Raw genomic sequence first — 21,094 nt, forward strand, 5'->3', positions numbered from 1 at the left:
GTGTATTTGGCATTTTTTTCTTTTCGTCCCGACTCGGGTCGATAGAGCAATCAGATACCGGGAGTTTTTCTCTCCCGGTATCTGAGCATTATCTCAATCGTTTAGAAACTTAGACCGTCGTCCCAACCGGGATTCTGAGTGAGTGCTCCGTTGGTGAGCGACCGTTCGGTGGTGGGAATGGGATAGAGGTAATCGCGCTCTTCGTTGAACTCGCGCGGCTCTACGGCAATGTCGTGGCAGATGATGTTGCCGTTGTCGCCACCGGTGAGGGTGAACACCTCGTCCAGTTTGTAGAATTTACGGATATTCTTCACCGAGGGCTTTTTGCCGGTGTAGATACAGATGTCGACTTTTTCGCTGTCTTGAAGAGTGCCGTCGTTCATGTCGAAGATGCCGTAGCGGTCTTCGCCCGAACCTTCGGTCAAGCCGGGGAAGTACATGCCCATGAAGGGTTGTTCAAGCATCTTGCCCTCTTTCCAGCGCATGAGGTCGTAGTATCTGAAACCTTCGAGTATCAGTTCGATGGTACGCTCGCGGCGGATTTCCAGGATGACACCCTTGTTGGCCCCGGTTACGTTGTGATAGCCCGAGTTCTCGGCCGTAAGGTAGGGGTCGGGGTTGGCGTTGGCGGCAGCGAGGTCGATGTTGGGCATGCCCACCCGGTCGCGGATTTTCTTGATGGACTTGTCCAGGTCGGCCTGTGTGAGGGTTCCCAGTTCGGCTTTAGCCTCGGCAAAGTTCAGATATACCTCGGCGGCACGGAACAGGATGTAGTCGTTCGACGAGCCCAGATAGCCGTCGCCCGAAGCATCGGTCACCCATTTGATAATCTGGTAGCCGGTAGTCGAGGCGGTGAAATCGGGAGACATCACGGCGTCGCTGTTGATACGCATGTATCCGGGACCTACTACGGTTTGGGTCAAGCGGGGGTCGCGGTTCTGCATTTCGTCGTAGTATTGCATTTCGTCGTAGCCGGGTATGTCGGTGAAGCGGCTGCCGTCTTTCATCAGGTAGCTGTTGACGATTTTCTTGTTCATGCCCGGTCGTCCGTAGGTAGTAGACATGGTGTAGTAGTTGGCTTCGTGTTTTACGGCTTTGGTGGCATCGTAGTCACGAGCCAGGATGACCTCCTGTTTAATGGCATCCATCGAGGCGAAGAGGTCGCGGTAGGGTTTGTCGCCCGACTGATAGATGCTGTAAGGGCTCTGGTCGATGAACTGTTCCGATACCGTGGCACACTCGTTGAGGAATCTCTCGTAGTCGGCGATACCGTGGTATTTGCGGTAGGTGCCTTCGAAGAGGCAGATTCTCGACTTCAGGGCCATGGCGGTCCACTTGGTGACCAGGTAGAGATCCTGATTGTCGGGGATATACTTGATGGCATAGTCGATGTCGTTCAAGATCGAATCCATGATCAACTGACGGGAGTCACGCGGCTTTTTCAAGTCGGGGTCGGTCGACGAGAGGGGCCGGTTGTACCAAGGTACATCGCCGAATCGTTTCACCTTCTCGAAGTAGAAGTAGGCCCGGAAGAAACGGGCTACACCGTCGTAGTGCTCGCGGGCCGACTGACTGTTGCAGCGGTGCGAGTATTGCAGGTAGAGGTTGATGTTACGCAGGTAACCCCAGTCCCAACCGCCGCCTGTGGTGGGAATGGTGCGTGTGAGTCCTACCGTTGTGACGGGCAGGGTGAAGATGCACACGACATCTTCCGACTCGCTGTATCCCGATTGAGCGGTAGGAAACTGTCCGTAGAAGTTGTTGGTGAAGGTTTGCAGCTCTTCCTCATTATTGAAATAGGTCTCGGGCGAAAGAGACGACAGCGGGAACCGATCGAGGTCGTCGGCGCAACTTCCGAGGGTAAGGGCTCCGGCCGCTGCCAGAATATATATGAGATTCTTTTTCATAGATATAATTGTGTAAGGGTTGTTAGAATGTAATGTCTATACCGAAGGAGAATGTCTTTGCATAGGGATAGACGCGGGCATTGCGGTCGTTGGAGAATTGCTCCGGGTCGATGTATTTGCTCTTGAGTGCCGTCCAGGTGAGCAGGTTGTCACCGCTGAAGTAGACTCTCACGCGGTCTATCTTGGCTTTTTGGGTGAGCGACTGCGGCAGGGTGTAGCCGAAGGTTACGTTTTTGAGACGGCAGTAAGCCAGATTCTGCAAATAGCGGTTGTTCACGTAGGCCAGGTGACGGTCGCCCTGTGCGGCATAACCTCTGATTTTGGGGAAATAGGCGTCGGGGTTGTCTTCGCTCCAGACATTGTCGAGGAAGTCGATAGGCGTGAACGACGAATACGGACGGGCAAAACCACCCCAGAAGAGCATGGCGTCGGTACCCGGGTAAATCTGTTGGCGGCCGATACCCTGGAAGAAGGCCGAGAAGTCGAATCCCAACCAACCGAAGTTGATGTTACCGCTGTAGTTGTAGCGGGGGCGCGAGTTACCGATGATGCGCATGTCGCCTCGGTTGTCGGCCGTCTTGGCACCGTCGTCGATACGGCCGTTACCGTCGAGGTCGACAAAGCGGGGATCGCCGGCCTTCAGACCCTTATACTCGCCTACGGCCGTTTGCAGAATGTTTTTGGCAATGAGCGAGTGGTCTACCTGGGCCTGGTAGGCGGCAGCCTCCTCGTCGCTCTGGAACAGACCGTCGATGGTGTAGCCCCAGATTTCGCCGATGGTCATGCCTTCGTAGTAAGACGATACGTTGAAGTCTTTGGTGGGGTTGTCGTATTTGGTAATCTTCGAGATGTTATCGCCCAACGAGAACGATACGCCGTAGGTGAAGGGCTTGCCGGCCAGGTTGAACTTGTCGTTCCAGCTGATGGTCAACTCGTAACCTTTCGTGCGCAGGTCGGCGGCATTCTCTTGAGGCGACGAAGTACCGTAGGTAGCCGGCAGCGTTTTACCCGGGACAAGCATGTCTTTGGTATCGCGGATATACATATCGCCCGTGAAGCTCAATCGGTTGTTGAAGAAGCCCAGGTCGACACCGATGTTTTTGTGAATGACGGTCTCCCAGGTGAAGTTGCCCGATGTGGGAGGCGAAACCGATGCGTAGGTGAGGAACTCGCCGTTGGCCAGATAGTTGTCCATTTGCACCAGATTCAGGGTCTGGATGTAGGGATAGGGGCTCGATATGGCCTGGTTGCCGAGCGAACCGTAAGAACCGCGGATCTTGAAGTTGGAGAAGGTGTTGCGGATAGGGGCGAAGAAGGGCTCTTCGCTCACGCGCCATCCAGCCGAAACCGAGGGGAATAGGGCGGCACGTTTGTCGCGACGGAAACGCGAAGAGGCATCCCAACGCATGTTTACCTCGGCCAGGTAGCGACCTTTCCAGTCGTAACCGACGCGGCCGAAGAAGCTCTCCAGAGCCCATTCATATTGTCCGCCCTCGAGATAGACATCTTTGGAGGGGTCGCCCAGGTTGAAGTCGTTCAATTCGTTGGACTGGAGGTTGAGCATCGTGGAGTATAGATTCTTTTGATAGTCCTGCTCGTAGTCGAAACCGAGTACGCCTCGAACGTGGTGACCGTTGAAGGTGTTGTCGTAGTTGAGGTAAGCATCGATCATGTGGTAGTATTCGCTGTTGCTCCGTTGGCGTAACTTGTTCTTGAAAAGATTGGCCGAGCCGGTGCTCACGATGACGCCGGGTTCGGTCGAATATTCGGCCATCGAGGTGCGCACTACCTTGTCTTGCGTATCGTAGCGGAAGCTGTAGTTGGCATGGAAGGTCAACCCTTTGTAGAGTTTGAAGATGGCGTTGACCGTGGTCGTCAACCGTTTGTTCTTGTCGTTGGTGAAGGTGGTGCCGTCGCCGGTCATGATGTGTACACCGTCGGTCGGCTGCTGTGCGATGACCGCGTTGCTGAATACCCAACTGCCGTCGGGGTTGTAGGGCATCATAAAGGGCAGGGCGTGGAAGGTGTAGTTGGGGATATTGTCACCGTTTTCCAGACCGGGAGCCTTGTATTGCGAGTGGTACAGGTGAGTGGTTACGGTCAGGTTGAACCAGTCTTTGATGTCGCCGCTGATGCGGGCCCGCAGGTTGGCCGTGTTGAAGTGGTCGGGGTTCTGTTTGTAGATACCCTCTTCGGTGTGGTAGTTGGCACTGATGAAGTAGTTCATCTTCTTGGTGCCGCCCGATATGCTCACGTTGTTGTCCCAGGTAGGACGCGTGTGGCTGATGAGGTAGTTGTACCAGTCGAAGTTGGCATAGTACATGTATTGGTCTATACCGCCGATGTTTTTCACTACGGTCCAGGGACGGTCGGGATTCTCTACCTTGTCGTAGCGGCGGGCTTCCAGCTCGGCATAGTCTTCGGCCGTATATTTGGTGTAGGTAGTACCGTTGTAGGAACGGAAGAACTCGTCGACCAGCATGGCAGCATCGTATCCGGTGGTGATGAAGTCGGTGCATACGGTCGAGCCCGAGAAGCTGAACCGTCCGTTGTAGTTGACTTTGGCGTCGCCGGTTTCGCCTTTCTTGGTTGTGACGAGAATGACACCGAACGAGGCGCGGGCACCGTAGATGGCGGCCGACGAGGCATCTTTCAATACCGAAATCGACTCGACGTCGCGCGGGTTGATGTTGTCGAGATCACCCTCGACACCGTCGATGAGCACCAGCGGCTTGGCCTCTTCGTTGATTGAACCGAAACCGCGGATGTTGATGCTGGTACCTTCGTTGGGGCGACCCGAACCGTACGAGATGTTCAAGTTGGGGACAGCACCCTGCAAGGCACGGCCCAGGGTAGCTACCGGCCGGTCTTCGATCTCTTTCGACGAGATGGCGTCGACGGCACCGGTCAGGTTGGCCTTCTTCTGCGTACCGTAACCGATTACCACCACCTCGTTGAGGGCTTTGGTATCTTCGACCAGTTGGATGTTGATGTTACGCTGGTCGTTCACCTTTACCTTTTGCGACAGAAACCCGATGTACGAGAATGTAAGAGTCGTACCGGGAGCGGCCTGAATAGAATAGTTACCGTCGATGTCGGTCACGGTGTTGGCTCCGTCTTTGACCGAGATGTTTACCCCGATAAGGGGTACACCGCTTTCGTCGGTAACCTGTCCGGATATTCTGATAAACGGATCGGCTTTCTTGGTAATTTTTTTCGTTAACACAATGTGGTTCTCTTTTACTTCATAGCCTATGTTCTGGCCTTGAAGTATCTGCGAGAGGGCATCCCCGAGTGAAGCCTCTTTCAGCACAATGTTTACTCGGCGGTTCAGATCCACGTCGTTCACATTGAAAAAGAACGATTTCCCGGTTTGCTCCTTGACGGCTTCGATCGCCTCCTTTACCGTGACATTTTTCAGATTCAGTGTAATGTTCTGAGCCTGTACAATCGCGATATTACAGAGTAGCAGAAAAGCCAATAGCAGGTGTCTGTAATGCTTGATCATTGATAGGGTTGATTTAAAGGTTAGTATTTAAGTTTTGGCTATAAGCATGAATGGACGTTATAAAAATTTTGTGTGTTCATCATAAGAGACAACCCACAGAGCCTATCGGGTAGTCTGTGGGTAAAACTTTTTTTTATCTTTTTTTGAACTATGTAAAATAAGCGCGTGTGAAGAGGTAGTGTATGGCGGTATCGCTACGGGACTACGGGATACCACTCGATACCCTTGTGGGCCCAGCGGGGATACAGCAGACGGTCGAGTGCAGAGATGAAGCGGCCGAAGTCTTTCTGGTCGGCCCGGCTCCACCCCGATTCGGCATAGGCGGCGATGCGGGGGAATACCTGTCGTTGCATATCTTCGATGCGAGGTATCCATTCGCTCCACATCTGGCAACCGCTGCCCAGCAGCAGGGGGCGATACTGGCTGTCGATGCCTTGAGGGAATGGCGAGAAGGCATAGGCTTTCTCGAGAGGGAGCTTGGTATAGTTGTAGTCGAGATAGGTGTCGCGGTGCGATGAGTTGATAACCCGGTGCCCCTGTTTCAAGGCTTCGGCAATGAGTGCGGGGTCGCCTTTCCAGAACTGCACGACGGCGTGAGGGTCGAGTGTGTGCGAACTCTCGATGTCGGCTTCGGCCCACTCGTGAATGTTTTTGCCCATGATGTCGTTCCACCCGACCAGGGTGCGGCCGTTGTCATGGATGAATCGGGCAATCTGGTTGGTGAACCACATTTGTACCTCGCTGTAATTGGCCAGGTGTTTCTCTTCCATCAGGCGGGCTATGTCGCGGTTGCTCTCCCAGGCTTCGGGGTGCACTTCGTCGCCACCGATGTGTATGTAGCGGCCGGGGAACAGGTCGAACACTTCGTAAAGTACGTTGTGGATAAACTCCATGACCTGCGGGTCGGCTACGTTGAATACTCCCCAGAAGGGGTTGAAATAGGCCGGAATCGAAGGTATGGTATCGAGAGCGCCCAGTTCGGGATAGGCCGTGATGGCGGCCGCGGTATGCCCCGGCATCTCAATCTCGGGGACGATGCGGATGTGTCGCTCGGCGGCAAAGGCAACAATTTCGCGTATGTCGTCGTGGGTGTAGTAGCCACCGTGTACGTTCACATCGTAGTCGGGGCTGTTCCACCCGCCTATCTGGCTGCTGTCGCGATAGGCTCCGATTTGGGTCAGCCGGGGGTATTTCTCGATTTCGATGCGCCATCCCTGGTCGTCGGTGAGGTGCCAGTGGAAGGTGTTCATCTTGAGGTAGGCCATCTCTTCGAGCAGTTGCTTGACGACGGCTTTTCCCTTGAAGTGGCGAGCCTCGTCGAGCATGAAGTCGCGCCACGGATACTCGGGCTTGTCGATGATTTGCAGGCAGGGTATGTGCAACCGGTCTTGCACGGCAAGTTGCCGCAGGGTCTGCATGCCGTAGAAGATACCGGCGTCGTGTGCCCCTTCGATGAGAATCGTGTCGGGCGAGATGGTGAGCCGATAGCCTTCGTCGCCCAGCAGGGAGTCCAGACTCTCGGTCCGAGCCAATACGATGTGATTGTTGCCCGTGCGCTCATGCAGGGCTATGTGTATATCTTCTTCGAGATATTGCTCCAGCAGTTTCACGTTGGTGGCGCTGCAACGTGCCACGATGCCGGTACGAGGGGTGAGTGCAAAAGTTCCCTCACGTAGCTCGACCGACTGGGGTTGCGGGACGAGTAGCGGTTGTGCGGCAAGGGCTATGGCCGAGACGATGCCGGCCAGGAAGAGAATAAGTTTTCGGGTCATGGAATTGTGGCTATTTGAGGTAAATCCATTGGCAGCCAGAGACGGTTTTATGCACGCGTTCCCGGCCTGTCTGTCGGATGTCGATTGTTAGTTTTCGGGGAGTATTGATGTGAATTTTCGAAACAATGGCTTCGGCTGGTACAATGCTGAGGGTCCCCTTTTTCAGTTCGGCCCGGCAGTTGTAGGCCAGCAGTGAACCGTCGTCGCGCACCAGTACATAGGCCGAGGTGAGGGCGCACTCTTCCATTGCCTTGAAAATCTCCTGTACCGTATTGTCTCCGGCACCGCCGCGCTCTTGGAATACACAGAAGGTGTCTTCGTCGTCGGGCCGCAGCCAGGGACTTATCATGTCGAGGTACTGTTCGCCTACAATCGAGTCGGTCACTATGCCGTGATGTTTTTTCTCCGGATCCTCTACATAGAGCTGTGCCTCGACGTAGGGGTCGGGAATGAAGGCCCAGCGCAGGGTGCCGTCGGCTTTCATGATTTGTGCGCAGGTACCGAGCGTGTCCATGAAGTCTTTGAGGTAGAACTCCTCGCCGGTGAGCAGATAGAGGTAGTACGAGGCATAGATTTTCCAGGCCGTCCAGCCGTGAGGCGAGTTCATTACCTGGTTGGGAACGAAGTAGACATCGAGAGCCTCCCAGTAGCGCAGGGTTGCACCCCTCATGCGGCAGTCGGGTATGAGCAGCTGTTCGAGGCAGCGGTGCTTCTCCATCAGGTAGCGGGCGGCATCGCGGTAGGCGTTGCGTCGGGCCGTATCGGTGGTCTGCAATCCATACATGCCCAGTTGCAGGGCACTGCACGAAATCATGCCGTCCTCGAAGGTCATGTCGCCCTCGGTCTCGATATTGTCGCGACGGGAGCAAAGGTCGTCGATAGCCCGTTGTGCCGACTCTGAATGTCGGGTATATCGCTCGTTCCACAGCGGTTCGTCGGCCAGTTTTTGTTCGGCATTGGCCAACTCGAGCATCGACTTGGCCGTATAGATAACGGCTGTGTAGTGGGTGCCTTGTGAGCGGTAGGCCCCGTCGGGACCCTGTATCCGGTCGGAGCAGAGGTAATCGGCTATGTGAGCCGCTTTTTCCAGATAGGGGCGGGAACCTGTGGCCTCCCACAGATCGACCAGCATGCCCATCAAGGCCGAGAAGTTCTGTATGCGGTGGGGCAGGGCGTCGGGGTTGGGAATCCAGGTCGTGGTATCGATGATGAGGGGCAGGGTGCGGTCGAAGCGTCGTTGCAGGGCTTGGTCTTTCTCCGGGTCGGGGAAATATTTGGCAGTGAGGAATGCGGTGTAGTATCCGTAGAAAGTCTCGCAGGCGTTGGAAAAGATAGGTTGATTGCGGGCTACGAAATCGCGGGCGTTCTTCATGTACCACGACCAGGGTTGCCGCACGAATACGCGGGCTTCGGCCCGTTGGCCCGACTCGTTGGTTGCCACAATGCGGTATTCGCCCAGCTGGGCGGGAGCGAATGAGGCTTGGAAGAGTCCGTTTCCAATCGATCGGGTTGCCGTGCCGATGTGTTTCGCGTCGGGACCTTCGATTGATAGGGTTATCGGGCTGGTCGAGTTGACCCGTATGTCGAGAGGCTCGTCGGGCAATAGGGTATATCGGTTGCATTCGATCAGAGGTATATCGGCCCAGGCCGACAGCTGGGACTTGACATGGTCGAGCGAGTCGATGCGTCCCAGGTGAATCTCCCAACTGCGGGTTTCGCCCGGAGCCAGTTGCGTGAGGTGCTGCGGATGGCGTTCGGGCAGAGGCAGGGTGTGCAACAGTTCGAGGCTGGCTGTCCTTATCTGGTGTCCCCATTTCCATTTATACCACCCTTCGTAGATGTAGTTGAGCGCATACGAGGCGACCGGTTGCGAGGTGGCAAAGCCGAATAGAACTTGTCGGGGAGACATGAAATAGCCCCAGGCAAAATCTTTTTCGCAGCGCAGCAGGGTAGGGAAAAACTTATTATCCCATTGCGGATAGGAGTGCATTTCGCTGTCGATGCCCAGAATCAGCCGGCTGCGTTTGGGGCAGAAGGGCTTGTCGCTCAGATTGGTCATGGAACACTCAACCACGAGGTGGTCGCCGGCCGAGCGGTAGGTCATGCGGTAGGCTATGTGGTCGCGTTCGCCGATAAAGCTCCCCGGTTCTTTGGCATAATGGGCGAGCATGACCTCCTCCCAGGCAGGGCCCGACAGACGGTCGTGACGGAAAGGGATGGTTTGCCATTCGCCGTCGGCGAAATATTCGTATCGGTCGATGGTGCCGTCGGAAAGTCGAATAAAGGCTTTCCAGTCGGGACCTTCGACAATGTACTGTTCTTGAGGCTGTGAGGCCGGTGCTTGCAGGGGCAGCAACAGAGCTATCAACAGCCAGAACCGCTGGATGAGGTAGCCTGCCGGGAGAGTCGAAAATCGTTTGTTTGTCATGGTCGATAGGGTATAAGAGAGGCTTGCAGACCTTTTGTGCAGGCCTACTCACGGGTAAATAGTCGTAGGTTGTTTATTGAAATATTTCTATTTCGTTTTTACTAATCTTGTAGTGATAGTTAAACTTGTTGGTGGCCGCCATGATATTCATAATCTCGTTGATATTGTTCGACTCGATTACGAAGTCGCCGTAGAATATCATCTTTTTCAAGGTGTCGTCTTTGATGCTGATGTCGACATCGAAAGCCCGCTCCAGAGCTCGGGCAATAGTCTCCATGTTCTCTTCGTCGAAGTATAGGTGGCCGTTTATCCAGGCGTTGGCATTTTTCACGCCATCGGTTTTCACGTGGGTGATTTTATTTCTTTTGTCGTAGTGGGCTATCTGGCCGGGTTTCAGGGAGGTTTTTCCTTGCGGGTTGAGCAGAGCCACCGACCCCTCCATGAGGGCTACCTTGATAAGGGTGTCCTCGGGATAGTTCCGGACGTTGAATTTCGTACCCAGAACTTCGACCTTGATGTCGTCTGATGTGACATGGAAGGGTAACTCCTTGTTCTTGTTGACCTCGAAATAGCCTTCGCCCTCCAGTTTTATATCCCGGTTGTCGACCCCGAATTTATTGTCGTAGGAGAGTTTGGAATCGGCGTTGAGCCATACGCAGGTACCGTCGGGAAGCGTAAGTTTCAGTTTCGACCCGCGGGGCGACTCCAGCGAGTAGGCCAACGGCTGCTGCGACAGTTGGTGATGGTCGGAGAAGTAGATGGTACTCATACCGGCTACGAAGGCAATCACCAGACTGGCTGCAATATAGACGACCCGATGCCACAAGGGTCGAATGCGGGTGTGCTCTTTTTGTCGTTTTTCCTGGGCAATACGTTTTTTGAATTTCAAGAAAGCTCGCTCTTTAAGCCGATCGAAATCTTTTTTCTCCCGGAGCGAAGAGATGAGCCAGACTTGTTGAATTTCTGAGAAATAGGCTTTGTTCTCCTCATTCTCGTCAATCCAGTCTTTCAAGCGTTTCAAATCGGGAAGGGTAATTGTCCGATTCAGGAAAGAGAGAATCAGATTGTTTATCTGTTCGTTATGTCTATTATCGTGCTTCATATTTCAAAAGAAAGACAGGTTTAATCGCTTCCAGGGTAGTATGAGAATCTTCTATTTAAGCATTTTTAAATATTTAGAAATTCCAACAACTTTTCAAGGGTTCCCGTTACAGGTATTTGGCTGGTTATCGACAGGAGCAAAAGAACCATCAGGTAATCTTTCAAGTCTATCCTTAGGCGAGAGAGTGCGTTTTTGATATGGTATTTTACCGTATTGACCGAAATTCCCATCTGGGCGGCAATCTCTTCGTATTTCATGTCGTGGTACCGGCTCATGACAAAAGCCTTTCGGCACTCCTCGGGCAGGTTGTCGATAGCTGTGGCTATGGCGCTTTCGAGTTCGGTTTCGAGTATCTTTTCGAGCGGGTGTTCCTCTTCGATGAAATAGAACGACTCTATATCGGTGTAGTCTTGCAGCGAGTTGACCGATACCTCCTTGGCAATGTATTCCTGTTGCAGATAGTTGATAGCCCTATTTTTTACACTGCGTATAAGGTATGAACGCAGGGAGGTATGTATGTTCAGTTTTTCACGTATCTCCCAGATGTTGTATATCACATCTTCTACTACGGTTTCGGCCATGTCGTTGTCGCACAGGTAGCCCTTGGCGACAGCACACAGATAACCGTAATATTTGTCATAAATATATCGGAAGGCATCTTCTTCGCCTTTCTGCAAGTAATCTATAATATTTTCGTCGGTTATCTTCATAGGGCCTTTTTAGCAGAGGGAGCATGTGATGAAACATAAGGCAAATATATGAAAATAAATTTATTTTTGTCAAGTCGGCATAGATATGTCACAAAGATTTCATGAAAGGAGAATGGTTGATTTTTCTCTAAGGTCCATTTTTTTTTGAGGGTATGGTTTTGGGGGATGCTGCTTTGAAAGGTGTCTCATATAAAAACACAATCATTCATCTTAAATTGTTTTATCATGAGAAACGTAACCTTTCTTATTTTAATGTGCTTTTTGTCTTTTTTTACGCCGGCTTATGCGGTGTATGACAATCTTTATTTGGTGGGTAATGCAACCGAAGCGGGGTGGAACCCCGATGCGGCTATTCCTATGGAACGGAGCGAAGCGGGTGTCTTTTCGTGGACGGGTACGCTGACCGATTATAGCGTGGACCAGGCCCGATTCAAATTTCTGGTGGCTAACCGTTGGGAGCCGTCGATTACTTGTCGTTGCGACGTGTCGGGGCACTTGCTGGTCGAGCCGGGGGTCGAGTATGATTTGTATGAACGTCCTACGGCCAACGACGGATACGACAACGCTTTTCAAGTGGCGGTGACTGGTGTGTATACTCTTGAGGTGAACCTCAACACGATGAAGATGGTGTGCACGAAGCAGGATGAGACCGAGCGGGAGAATTGGGAGTATGTGCGTCCCGAGATCGGTGCCGATGGCGAGGGGCATGTATTCCCGGGTGTCTGCACGCCTTTCGGTCTGGTAAAACTGGGGCCCGATTGCGGCGACATGAATGCCAATGCCGGGTGGAGTAGCGGCGGTAATATACACGGCTTCAGTCATCTGCACGTGAGTGGAACCGGCGGAGGCCCCAAATATGGCAATATTTTGTTTCAGCCGATGACGGGCGACTTGAACTTGGCCGACTATTCGTCGGCTCGCACGGGCGAACGGTTCGGGCTGGATTTGTACGAAGTGACCTTGAGCAAATACAACATCGGTGTGCGGCTGACAGCATTGGACAGAGCGGGGTTCCACGAATATACGTTCCCGCAGTCGGCTTCGTCGAAGGTTCTGATTGACGCAGGCAGTTGCCTGACGCTGAATGTAGAGTCGCAAGAGTTGATGGCTTCGGGAGTAAAGATTCTTTCCGATCATGAAATCGAAGGCTACTCGACCGTTCGCGGGGGGTGGAATCTGGGAGACCCGTATACGGTCTATTTTTATGCCATATTCGATACTCCGGCCGATGCGTATGCGGTGTGGCGTGGTACGTCGGTATTGACGGGTAACGAGGTCGATGCAACCGGTACCGAGAAGTCGGGAGCTTATTTCGAATTTAATACGACCGAGTCGCAGAAGATTCGGGCAAAGGTGGGCATTTCGTTTATCAGTACGGCCCAAGCCAGGGAGAATGTATCGGGTCTGTCGTCATGGAGTTTCGATGAGGTACGTCAGGCAGGTATCGACCGATGGAACGAGGTGCTGAATACGGTAGATGTCGAGGGAACCGACAACGACAAGACTATTTTCTATTCGGCTCTGTATCATGCCTATCTTCAGCCCAGCGACCGCACGGGCGAGAATCCGTTGTGGCAATCGGACGAACCTTACTACGACGATTACTATGCGATATGGGATACGTTCCGCGCCACTCATCCGTTGTTTACGCTGCTTACTCCTTCGCGTCAGGCCGATATGGTGCGGTCTATGATTGATATTTATGAGCACGAAGGATATATGCCCGACGGTCGCAGCGGAAACTGCAACGGTCGGGTGCAGGGGGGCTCGAACAGCGACATCCTGATAGCCGATGCAATGGTCAAGAATCTGCCGGGTATCGACTATGAAAAGGGGTTGGCGGCCATGATCAAGAATGCCGAGGTAGAGCCTGCCGACCCTCGTAAAGAGGGCCGTGGCGGTGTCGAGGAGTATAACAGCAAGGGGTATCTGTCGACGGCTACCGAGCGTTCGGGGAGCCGCACCTATGAGTATTCCTATTGCGACTACGCCATTGCCACGGTAGCCGGGAAGTTGGGCCAACAAGAGGTTTATGAGAAATACCTCGAGCGGTCGAACAACTGGAAGAATCTGTGGAACGACAACATCAACAGCTTGGGATTCAAGGGATTCTTGTGGCCGAAAAACAGTAACGGCGACTGGGTGAACGAACGGGACTACAACGTGTTCCGTCGCGACGGCTGGGAAGGTATCGTATACGAGTCGTTCCCGTGGGAGATGTCGTTTTATGTGCCTCACGATGTAAACGGGCTCATTGCCCGCTGTGGCGGCAAGGAGACCTTCTTGCGTCGGCTGGATACCTATTTCACCCATGTCGAGAACGGATTCGACCAGGGCAGTTACATGGGGCTGTTCCAGATAAGCAACGAGCCGGCCTTCCTAGTACCGAGCCTCTATAACTATGTGAACCGCCCCGACAAGGCTGCCGAGATTGTGCGCAAGGTCTTGAAAAACCGATACAACATATCGGCTACCGGGCTGCCCGGTAACGACGACTCGGGTTCGATGTCGGCCTGGTATATCTTCCATGCCATGGGCTTTTTCCCCAATGCGGGGCAAGATGTATACCTCATTTCGAGCCCGGTATTTGCACATACGACCATTCGTCTCGAGAATGGAAATACGTTTGAAATCGTAGCTACGGGAGCCAGCGACAAGAATATTTATATCCAATCGGCCCGCCTGAACGGTGAACCGCTCGACCGCTGTTGGTTGCGTCACGACGAAATCGTGGCCGGCGGTACGCTCGAATTTGTCATGGGTGAGGAGCCCTCGACCTGGGCTTTCGATGGTGAAACCCCTCCCTCTTCGCCGGTAGGCATCGACGAGGTGTCGCCTGAGATTGAGTCGCCCCAGGTCCGTATCCAGTCGTATAGTGCTCAGGTGGGGGAGAATGAAGCGGCTTATTGCCTTTTCGAAGAGCCTGAGAAATATGTAAAGTGGTGCGACAACAAGAGCACCGAGCCGTGGGTGATTTTCGAGTTGGCCGATGTCTATGAGGTCGACCGCTTCGTCTTTCGAGACTCCAAAACGGTAGAGGGCAACAACAACGTGCACTCCTATCGCATCTATACCAGTCTGACCGGCGCCGATGGCGATTGGGAAGAGGTGGTGAACCGTAACGACGAAGCTGCCGGAAATGCCAACGTGAAGGACCATCGTCTGGCCGAACCGAAGGCCGCCCGATATGTCAAATTCTCCATGGAGCTCCCGACCGGCGAGAATGCCGTGCGTATCTATGGATTCGATATATATGGGCACTTGAAGGAGCGGGTCGATCGGGGTGCGCTGGTCAGCGTGGGCAAGACTTTTTTGAAGTCGTCGGGCTCCCGATCGTTCTACGCCAATGCCCGTCACCTGTTCGACGGTGTTACCGCCGATACCGAGTATCATTGGACATTCGACAAGTCGGCTGCCGACCGTCACTATTGTATCGTCGATCTGGAGGATGTCTACAAGGTGAATACCTTTAAGGTATATGACTCGGGACAGATTGACGGATATAACGTCTATGTGGCTACCGAATGTCCCGACCTTGATAAAGACAATGCGACCGACGGAAACGAAGGGTGGACTCTCGTCACCTCGGGCCTGAACAAGAACTGTAAATCCGTGACGATAGAGCCGGTCGAGGCCCGTTATGTGAAACTCGAGATACCGAGCGAGCATGTTGAAGGAGAATCGGCTTCGGTGACCGAGTTTGAGGTGTATCGAAGCGATACCCCGACAGGCATTGAAGCTACTGGAAACGAAGATTTTGCCGTCTATCCCAACCCGGTAAAGCGGGGAGAGTCGCTGCATTTGATGGCACAAGGGCTCGTGAGTATCTATACGATAGATGGCAAGCCGGTGTGGAGTAGTTGGGTCGATGAGGCTGCAACACTCTCGACCGATGATTTTTTGCCTGGAATCTATTTGGGTCAGGTCAATGGCTTGGAAAGAAACGAATCGTTCAAGTTGATTGTGGAATAAGGAATCCATTAGTTTGATAATTCAAAGGGGAGGATGAGGAGCTGCACGAGAAGTACCTCGTCCTCCTCTTTTCATTTTGCATGTTTCCTGTGTATATCTCCCGCTCGAAATGCTTCAAAATTGTCGGGTTATGCCACGTTCTACCCAAAATAGTATTACATTTGCGGTGCCAATTATTTATTTGTTGAAGTAAAGAATCGATACCGTGCTGTTTAATTCCTTAGAATTCATACTGTTTTTTCCGATAGTTTGCTTGGTCTACTTTTTGTTGCCAAAGCTCAAGTGGAGGACGCTTTTTCTGCTGGTGGCCAGCTACTATTTTTACATGTGTTGGGAGCCTACTTATGCGTTGCTGCTGTTGACCAGTACGGCAATTACCTATGTTTCGGGGTTGTGTATGAGTCGTTTTCAAGAACAAAAGTGGCGCAAGACGGCCTTGGTTTCGGGAATCGTAATCAATCTGGGGATTTTGTTTTTCTATAAATATTACGAGTTTGCCGGGTCGCTCATTACCGATTTCTTTTCGTGGTTTGGGATTGGAATCAGCATACCTCAGTGGAATGTGTTGCTGCCGGTGGGAATTTCGTTCTATATATTCCAGGCCGTGGGATATGCGGTTGATGTATATCGGGGTACGATAAAGGCCGAGAAAAACTTTATCGTCTATGCGCTCTTCATTTCGTTCTTCCCGCAGTTGGTTGCCGGACCCATCGAGCGGGCCAGGAACATGTTGCCCCAGTTCAAGGAGAAGCACAAGTTTTCGTACGAGAATTTCGATAGGGGATTGCGCTGGATGTTGTGGGGCTTTTTTATGAAACTCTGTGTGGCCGACCGCATTTCGACCTATGTCGATGCCGTGTACAACAATTATATGGAGCACTCGGGTACGAGTCTGCTGCTGGCAACCTTTTTCTTTACCTTCCAGATTTATTGCGACTTTGCCGGGTATTCGCTCATAGCCATAGGCTCGTCGCGGATTATGGGATTCCACTTGATGGAAAACTTTCATCGTCCCTATTTCTCGAGGAGCATCAAGGAGTTTTGGCGGCGATGGCATATCTCGTTGTCGACCTGGTTTAAGGACTATCTGTATATTCCGTTGGGGGGGAATCGGGTGAGCCATTGGCGGCATCTGTGGAATCTGTTTGTCACCTTTCTGGTGAGCGGTATTTGGCACGGTGCCAACCTTACTTTTGTGCTGTGGGGTACTCTGCACGGACTGTATCAGGTGGTAGGGATTGAGAAAAACCGGTTGCTGCCTCAGGTGAAAGCGCCCCGGAAGCTGCATGCCGTATTGAATTGTTTAGTGACTTTTGTGCTGGTGATGTTTGCCTGGATATTCTTCCGGACCAACGATTTACATTCGGCCTTCGAAATTATCGGTCGCATCTTTACCCATCAGGGCGCCTTGTTTACTGGCGAGGGTATCCCCTCGTTACTGCTGGGATTTATGTGTATCGGTATCCTCATGTTGAAGGAGTTGAAAGATGAGTTGTCGCTGAAAATTTACGCTCTGGATTCTCCTCATTATGGTGTGCGCATCGCTTCGATGTCGCTCTTCCTTGCGTTTATCATCTTGTCGGCTTCGTTCGATGGAGGCGCTTTTATTTATTTTCAATTTTAGAAACGGTCGGTTATGAACAGAGATGTGATAAAGTGTATCAAAACCTGTGTCGCTCTGGTGGTGATTGTGATACTGCTCGATGTATTGTTCGGGCAGATCATGTCGTTCTATTCAAAGCGGTATGGTTTGCCGGGCGACTATGCCAAGATTGAGTATCTGTTCAGGCAGTCGCAAGACGATGTCTTGATTTTGGGCTCGTCGGTAGCCATCAATAGCTTTATGCCTGCTCCGATGATGGATAGTCTGGGCGTGTCGATATTCAATGGTGGATGTAACGCCCAGAACCTTGTCTTTTTCAGGTGTATGGTCGACGGTGCACTGAAACATCATCAGCCTCGAGGCATTATTTTGGTGTTGCAGCCCGATGAGTTGGCTTTTGACGATATGGGCAGAATCTCGTTGTTGAATCCGTATTACGGACAGAGTTCCCTGATAGATTCGACATTGGCGTTGCAGAACAATGGCAAAGCCGCCTTTTTCCTGCATTCCAATCTGTATAGATACAATACGGTTTGGTTTCGCATATTGTTGCAGAGTTTCCTTCCCAAGGAAGAGATGGCCAACTATGGTTTTGTGGCCAAGCATAAGCCCCTGCTTTTACCTGAGTTTAATGACCTGGGCAGTAGACCCGACGACCGCTTTGTTGCACCGGATAAGTTGCAAAGCCTGCAAGCTATTATCGGACAGGTGCAGGCCGACGATGTAGAGTTGTTGGTCGTTATACCTCCCTGTTACAAGCGGTTGATGGCCGGGGGTAATCCATATTCGAAACAACTGCTGAAACAGGTGTGTCAAGAGCATGGTGTTCAGGTGATGGATTACAGCGAGATGGACTATTTTTGGCAGCGACCTGAATTGTTTTACGACAACTCGCACTTGAATGGCGAGGGGGCCAACGTCTTTACACAGATGTTTATCGGCCAGATTTTGAAAAGTGAGTTTTACCAACGTGTAAAAAATAAGAGCGATGAATCGAATAAGAACTAAATTTTTGATTGTGATGACGATGTTGATGGGTTTAGCCTCTTCGTGTTCCGACGATGGTGTATCCGAACTGTGCTTCGTAGGCGATTCGCTGGTAGCCGGTTGGGATGTGAAGTCGTCGTTCCCTACCCGTGTGGTGCGAAACGATGGCGTGAGCGGGGCCCATTTGGAAGATATTCTCACCTGGAATCTCGATTACCGGGGTAAAGATGTGGTGATGCTCATCGGTACGAACAACTTGGGCTATGAATTTATCGACGAGCAGACGCGCCCGCAGTTCATTGCCGATTTTGTCGAGGCATATCGACATACGATCGAGACATTGGCTCCTCGTCGTGTCTTTGTCATCTCAATCCTGCCACGGAGTGCCGAGAACGACGACAAGAATATTTCGCTATATATCCGTGAACTGAATGCGGCCCTTGAGCAAATGGTAGCCACATTGGGTTATGGAACCTTCGTCGATGTGTATGACTATTTTCTGTACAAAGGGGGTATGAATATGAACTATTCGCTCGACGGACTCCACCTGAACGATTTGGGTTATAATATATTGAATGTAAGATTGTCAAAAGAGTTATGAAACTGAAATATCTGCTTTTAGGAATTGTCGCTTCGCTCGCTTGCAGCGGGTGGGCGCAGGTCGATACGCTCTCTGCAAAATCCGTTTTCGTAGGATTGCGAAACAACAAATACGTATTTGCCGGCTATCAATCGGGCAAATGGTCGGTAGGCCTTGAGAATACATTGTGGATACGCAACCCCAAAGAACAGTATATCCGGGCTGTCGGGGGCTATCGGCTCGATACGGGCCTGTGGGGTATGCTCTTTTTGGCCGATGCATTTGCCGGTGCCAACTATGCCGGCCGGTACTACGACGGGAGTGTGAAAGTCGGCTTGGACAAGACCTTGGACCGGTTCAGCTTTGGGGCCGGAGTCATGGCGCTTTACGATTCCGACCTGGGTTACAACACCTGTTATACGGTACATGCCGCTTGTCGCATCATTCAGGAAGCCTCGCTGGTCGTAGATATAACCAACATTCCAGAATACCGTATGCCCGAGCATCGCATCGTACCCGGGTTGTTGTTCCGGGCGCGTAAACTTTGGGTACGCCCCGAGCTCTCCATCCCGCTCAACGACAATATTCAGTTTACCCGGGTACTGCTCTCGTTCCGATACGACTTCTTATTGAAATAATATAATCAATTGAATGACCTATGACCGATACTCTTCAGCTCAACGAGCACAACAAGGAAGAATATCCGCCCATGCACACCACCGAGTTGGAAGCCTCTTCGATTGTGATATATACGACTGCCGATAATCAAATTTCGTTAGAGGTAAAGATGAATGGCGATACAGTGTGGCTTACACAAGGGCAGATGGCCGAATTGTTTGGCCGTGATAGAACGGTGATAGGCAGGCATATAAAAAGTATATTCCAAGAGGGTGAGTTGAAGCCCGAAGAGGTGTGTGCAAATTTTGCACATACCACTCGACATGGTTCGTTAAAGGGGAAATCTCAAACTCGTACAATCGTTTACTACAACCTCGATGTGATTATTTCGGTCGGTTATCGAGTAAAAAGTTTGCGCGGTACTCAGTTCAGACAGTGGGCGAATAGAATATTAAGGGAATACCTTGTCAAGGGGTTTGTTGTCAATGAAAAACTTAAACTGGATCGCTATCAGGAGTTGAAGAGTATGGTCCATATCTTGGGCAATACGATAAAGCGACAAGACATGTTGACCTCGGATCAGACTAAAGGGTTATTGGCTGTAGTAACTGATTATGTGTATGCGCTTGACATATTGGATAAATATGATTATCAGCAACTCTCTATCGAAGCAACAACTCAAGGAGAGAGGTTTCATGCTACATACGAAAATGCCATGCAGGCAATTCAGTCGTTGAAAACCAAATTTGGCGATAGCGATTTGTTTGCTCATGAAAAAGACCAATCGTTCCGAAGCTCTATTGCTACGATATATCAGACCTTCGATGGGAAAGAACTCTATCCCAGTATCGAGGAAAAAGCCGCTATGTTGTTGTACTTAGTGACTAAGAATCATTCTTTTAATGATGGAAATAAGCGTATTGCAGCCATGCTTTTTCTTTGGTTTATGGAAAATAACGGTATTTTGTACAGGGCCAATGGTGAGAAACGTATTGCCGATAATACATTAGTGGCACTTACGTTGATGATAGCAGAAAGTCGAACCGAAGAAAAGGATATTATTAAAAAAGTAATAGTCAATCTAATCAATCAAAGAAATTGATATGGAGCAAAATTTGCAACCTCAGCTCAACGAGCACAACAAGGAAGAATATCCGCCCATGCACACCACCGAGCACATCGTTAACCAGACGATGATACGCCTCTTCGGGTGCGGTCGTGCAGTCTCGGCGCATATCGAAAGAAAGAAAAGCAAACTCGATTTCAAGTTACCGCAACCTCCCACCGAGGCCGAGATTCAGCAAATCGAAGATTGTGTCAACCGCGTGATTCAGGAACATCTGCCCGTAACCACACAATACATTACTCAAGACGAAGCCCGCCATCGTTTCGATTTGGCACGGCTCCCGCAAAATGCCTCCGAAACGGTGCGGGTTGTCAAGGTCGGCGATTATGACCAATGTCTCTGTATCGGGAAGCATGTAGAGAACACCTCCGAGATAGGGACCTTTAAAATCATCAGCCACGACTACAACGACGGTATCCTTCGGCTGCGATTCAAATTGCTATAATCTCTTGGCCCGATTGGGTGGAATTGGGCTCAAAAAACTTCTCGAGCTCGAACAGGAAGGTTTTTGAGTATAAAAAAGTCAAACCCGATAACCTTTTATAACAATCAGTAAATAAAAAGGTTGAACGAAATCACTCGAAAATGCCGAAAATTTTTTGAAAAAAAGTTGCTGAAAAATTTGGAAGGGAAAAGAAAAAGGGTGTATCTTTGCATCACTTTCGCCGCGAGAAAGGGCCGAAAAGAGCTGACTCGGAAAGACGAAATAAAGTTCATTGACAAGACTGAAAAGAAGCAAGTGTAGTACAAGAGAAAAGAGAGAACGAAGTCAATTCGGCCG

The 21,094-nt window shown here is 51.3% G+C and carries 13 protein-coding genes; 7 read left to right on the forward strand and 6 right to left on the reverse strand.

The features are described from left to right. Positions 1-101: 101 nt before the first annotated feature. The 6 genes from NW211_RS09995 to NW211_RS10020 form a co-directional block, all read right to left on the reverse strand. Positions 102-1,907 carry a RagB/SusD family nutrient uptake outer membrane protein gene (locus NW211_RS09995; RefSeq protein WP_258327738.1) on the reverse strand — a complete coding sequence of 602 codons (1,806 nt, stop codon included), beginning with the start codon at positions 1,905-1,907 and terminating at the stop codon, positions 102-104. A gap of 22 nt (positions 1,908-1,929) precedes the next feature. Next, entirely contained in the window at positions 1,930-5,415 is a 3,486-nt protein-coding gene (locus NW211_RS10000) for a TonB-dependent receptor (protein ID WP_258327739.1), read from the reverse strand. 194 nt (positions 5,416-5,609) lie between these two features. Then, entirely contained in the window at positions 5,610-7,187 is a 1,578-nt protein-coding gene (locus NW211_RS10005) for a beta-N-acetylhexosaminidase (protein ID WP_087409399.1), read from the reverse strand. A 10-nt stretch (positions 7,188-7,197) separates the two neighbouring features. Next, the gene (locus NW211_RS10010; RefSeq protein WP_206422492.1) at positions 7,198-9,615 is read right to left on the reverse strand and encodes a hypothetical protein; all 2,418 of its coding nucleotides are present in this window, start codon (positions 9,613-9,615) and stop codon (positions 7,198-7,200) included. Between the two features lie 73 nt (positions 9,616-9,688). Beyond that, the gene (locus NW211_RS10015; protein WP_087409400.1) at positions 9,689-10,717 is read right to left on the reverse strand and encodes a FecR family protein; all 1,029 of its coding nucleotides are present in this window, start codon (positions 10,715-10,717) and stop codon (positions 9,689-9,691) included. A gap of 65 nt (positions 10,718-10,782) precedes the next feature. Next, positions 10,783-11,427 (reverse strand): RNA polymerase sigma-70 factor, encoded by a 645-nt coding sequence (locus NW211_RS10020; protein WP_258327740.1) that lies wholly within the window; start codon positions 11,425-11,427, stop codon positions 10,783-10,785. Positions 11,428-11,736: 309 nt separating this feature from the next. On the opposite strand from NW211_RS10020, the gene NW211_RS10025 reads away from it, so the two are divergent. From NW211_RS10025 to NW211_RS10055, 7 genes are all read left to right on the forward strand, one after another. Continuing rightward, positions 11,737-15,399, forward strand: a complete 3,663-nt coding sequence (locus tag NW211_RS10025; RefSeq protein WP_258327744.1) for a GH92 family glycosyl hydrolase — start codon at positions 11,737-11,739, stop codon at positions 15,397-15,399. A 397-nt stretch (positions 15,400-15,796) separates the two neighbouring features. Further along, entirely contained in the window at positions 15,797-17,023 is a 1,227-nt protein-coding gene (locus NW211_RS10030) for an MBOAT family protein (protein WP_241147861.1), read from the forward strand. Between the two features lie 12 nt (positions 17,024-17,035). Then, complete coding sequence (locus NW211_RS10035; RefSeq protein WP_258327741.1) at positions 17,036-18,010, forward strand: hypothetical protein; 975 nt, start codon at positions 17,036-17,038, stop codon at positions 18,008-18,010. Continuing rightward, positions 17,991-18,590: a GDSL-type esterase/lipase family protein gene (locus tag NW211_RS10040; RefSeq protein WP_258327742.1), complete on the forward strand. Its 600-nt coding sequence runs from the start codon at positions 17,991-17,993 to the stop codon at positions 18,588-18,590. Before NW211_RS10035 ends, NW211_RS10040 begins: the two co-directional genes overlap by 20 nt. Next, complete coding sequence (locus NW211_RS10045; protein ID WP_143240973.1) at positions 18,587-19,207, forward strand: hypothetical protein; 621 nt, start codon at positions 18,587-18,589, stop codon at positions 19,205-19,207. Before NW211_RS10040 ends, NW211_RS10045 begins: the two co-directional genes overlap by 4 nt. A 71-nt stretch (positions 19,208-19,278) precedes the next feature. Next, entirely contained in the window at positions 19,279-20,289 is a 1,011-nt protein-coding gene (gene rhuM, locus NW211_RS10050) for a RhuM family protein (protein WP_241147863.1), read from the forward strand. 1 nt (position 20,290) lies between these two features. Beyond that, positions 20,291-20,758, forward strand: a complete 468-nt coding sequence (locus NW211_RS10055; protein ID WP_087409408.1) for a hypothetical protein — start codon at positions 20,291-20,293, stop codon at positions 20,756-20,758. Positions 20,759-21,094: the final 336 nt, after the last annotated feature.

This window comes from Barnesiella sp. ET7 (assembly GCF_024733785.1).
In the GTDB taxonomy this organism is placed as follows: domain Bacteria; phylum Bacteroidota; class Bacteroidia; order Bacteroidales; family Barnesiellaceae; genus Barnesiella; species Barnesiella merdigallinarum.